Origin of the sequence: Microcystis sp. LEGE 08355, from assembly GCF_015207185.1 — a bacterium.
Taxonomy (GTDB): domain Bacteria; phylum Cyanobacteriota; class Cyanobacteriia; order Cyanobacteriales; family Microcystaceae; genus Microcystis; species Microcystis panniformis.
This window is the reverse complement of record NZ_JADEXI010000594.1, coordinates 1-2,830: the sequence shown is the minus strand read 5'-3', so window position 1 is coordinate 2,830 and position 2,830 is coordinate 1. Positions and strand designations below refer to the sequence as shown.

General features: G+C 41.9%; 4 protein-coding genes. All 4 read right to left on the bottom strand.

The features are described from left to right. Nucleotides 1-112: 112 nt before the first annotated feature. Nucleotides 113-388, bottom strand: a complete 276-nt coding sequence (locus IQ242_RS21620) for a hypothetical protein (protein WP_193961360.1) — start codon at nt 386-388, stop codon at nt 113-115. Between the two features lie 204 nt (nt 389-592). Then, entirely contained in the window at nt 593-796 is a 204-nt protein-coding gene (locus IQ242_RS21615; protein WP_004163655.1) for a hypothetical protein, read from the bottom strand. 2 nt (nt 797-798) lie between these two features. Beyond that, nucleotides 799-1,287, bottom strand: a complete 489-nt coding sequence (locus IQ242_RS21610) for a type II toxin-antitoxin system VapC family toxin (RefSeq protein WP_193961359.1) — start codon at nt 1,285-1,287, stop codon at nt 799-801. Between the two features lie 248 nt (nt 1,288-1,535). Then, nucleotides 1,536-2,447: a hypothetical protein gene (locus tag IQ242_RS21605; RefSeq protein WP_193961358.1), complete on the bottom strand. Its 912-nt coding sequence runs from the start codon at nt 2,445-2,447 to the stop codon at nt 1,536-1,538. Between the last annotated feature and the right edge of the window lie 383 nt (nt 2,448-2,830).

Genomic DNA, 2,830 nt, shown 5'->3' with positions numbered 1-2,830 from the left:
AACCCTGTAAACCCTGTATCGATCACAGCAGTAATGGATTTAAGTTTGTCGCCGTTCCTCACAACCAAGGAAAGCATTGCTTCGTAATTCTGATTGACGTAACCCTGCATCATCATAGAGCGTCTTTTAAACTCCGTGCACCGAAACGATGAACGGCGCGATAGCCGATCCGAACAACCCAAGGCTGAGGATCAGGCAATCGTTCATAAAGTCGCCGAGTCGCAGTCATCGTATCGTCGGCAAGCTCAAACGCTCCAGTTTCGATGTCGATCGCCACAATTCTGCCATGATTACCTTCCTCAATTTGGGGGCGCACCTGAGATTCATAAATCTCATCGCCACGTCGGGCAAACTCTTCTTTGCTGTAGCGGGGTTGTCGAACTGTCATAGATTTGACCTCTTTTCAACTATGCCCCTTCATTTTACCCTGAGCAATGGAGGTGTCTATCGTTGAGGTGGCAGAGGGGATTAAACCAGAAGTTGTTGGATTTCTTTTGGTCAACTCAAGCTACAAGATCAGCGTACTGCTACGCAGTGCCTTCGGCATCGCACTGTCCAGCCAACGGTTGAACTCACCCGCCGCTAATAACTTTCAGTGCCTGAAGACGATCGCACTCTCGGTCGGGTGCAGTGATTTGTTATACTGTCGCTTGATCGGGAGCTTAATAACTTTACGTCCACTGGCAATTTGCTTTTCTCTAAGATCGTCAAATATTGCCTTGAGATCATAATTAAAAGATTTTGCGTATTCTTCCCTATATTTATGAATTTCTTCGACAATTTCATCTTTATACATAGTTATTCTCCTCGAAGCTTAAATCCTATGAACTCGTAAGGGGTACAAACAAATGGCAGCCTGTATCCAAGCTCAAGACTAATTTGAGATAGCTTTCTTTGAATTTGAGCGTTTGCCATGTGCTTACAATTCCATGTTAGTAGATAGTCTAAGCCATAAACGGTTGCTAGTGCCATGTGTAAGGCATCATTAGACGCTTTGGGGGGTAGGTTGCTTTGTTGTCGGAATTCTTGTGCTAGAGCGATCGCTTCTTCGGTTAGATCGAGAAAAATCAAGGACTGTAACAAGTTCTGTCTTTGAGTAGCAATTGTTGAATCTCCTCTCGATGCTTCATCTTCAACAATTTCCGAAACATACAGAACCAATGAACTACTATACTCATCCCACCAGTCTTGTGTAATCTTAATGTTGGCCGCAAGAATCAGGTTTTCTGTTGGTCTTGCGGTTAGATGACCCAAAATACTGGTTTCAATATAGACGGTTTCGTTCACGGCAATAAGAGAAAATCTATCCCACGTCTATCCTAGTGCATTTAATCTTGGTTTTGAGGGAATTGGGTTTCCTACCTACAAGATCAGCGATCTGCTACGCAGTGCCTTCGACATCGCACTTAAACCCACAGCTGCAATCAATGTGCATGGTGCGTTCCCCAAAAATCGATCGCTGGAGCAGTAGGAGTCACATTAGGGAACGCACCCTACAAGATCGGCGATCGTACTTGCGTTAGCGATCGCACTTGCTAACGACAGATTCTTTCTCTAAATGATATACGAATTTCATTCAAAAGCTCCTCATATTCATGTTTATATCGCCGATTACGGTCAATTTGTTCTTCTGCTATATCTGGGACTACAAACCGCAGATCTCCTTCTGAACGTATCTCTAAAAGTCGAATTTTTCCGAGTCTAAATTCACCAAATATTTTTAAAATATTTTTAAGTTTTTCATAGTCTATTTCATCAAAAAAGATTGCGCTTTCTTCAACTTTTTCGAGCGTTGCTCTTAGTTGGCTAGAAAAAGTCAAAACATTCTCATGAGTTGCTTGTTTCCACAAATCATTTCCAGCCAAACGTAATAGCTGAAGTATTCTCCACATATCCCAATATGATCGAAACTCGGCTGTAGCATAATCATTTAACTGTGGAGATGAAATATTTAGCTGATTTCGGAAATACTCAAGTTGCTCTCCTAATGGTACTGAGCCATTGAAGATTGCTATGTTACCACCAGCGCTCAATGCTCTTGCGTCTATCACTCCTGCTTCTGATGAACCGCTTTTATTTGTGGGGGGCTGATTGAAATGGCTATTTGAGCTTGTAAGTGAGATGTCACCTCTGGCTCTAATATCTTCTGCATCAATACCTTGTCCAGTTCTCTCATCTGCCATAAATCGCCCTTGTCGGCTTCTTATACTTTTAGCTTTGATGCCACCTTTCTGCTCTGAAGCGTTTGTATTTCCTGTCTTGAGACTTAGCCAATACCCAATTAACATACCAAAAACCGCGAATGCGATCATCCATAAAATCGTTTGATCGTTAAATTTTTCACCAATAGTTCGTTGCTGAATAGCCGCTGCAATCAAATTGAAAATGACATTGACGATAGCACCAACAAAAAGACCAAGAACTGGGTATATGTACTTTCTTTGCATAAACCAATATCGCAACTTTGTGTCAAATACTAACAAGGCTAACTACATAAGCACCAGAACTTTGCAATGCAGCTTCTCGGAAACTTTCCGCATAACACTCTCCAGAGTAAGAATATGGGTCAACTTCTAGCATATCACTCTATTTAAGCGCAATCGCCCGAACTTTTCCCCATATCACGCTCAAAAGCGTGTTAGCCAGATTAGCTTACTGCAAACAATCTCCTTTTAAGGAAACTTATCACAGAATCCTTCTAGGAATCTAGCAAAGATTCTTATATCTGGCTGCACTTTGTCACAAAATTTCACTATTATTTCGGGTAAGGTATAGTAAATCCCTTGATAGATAGGGTTTACTGAAAAAGTTTGTTGGTGGGGCTAGGGTG

Excerpts from the sequence above, each read along its gene's own strand:
- IQ242_RS21620 (WP_193961360.1), bottom strand. The coding sequence starts at position 388 with ATGACAGTTCGACAACCCCGCTACAGCAAAGAAGAGTTTGCCCGACGT.
- IQ242_RS21615 (WP_004163655.1), bottom strand. The coding sequence starts at position 796 with ATGTATAAAGATGAAATTGTCGAAGAAATTCATAAATATAGGGAAGAA.
- IQ242_RS21605 (WP_193961358.1), bottom strand. The coding sequence starts at position 2,447 with ATGCAAAGAAAGTACATATACCCAGTTCTTGGTCTTTTTGTTGGTGCT.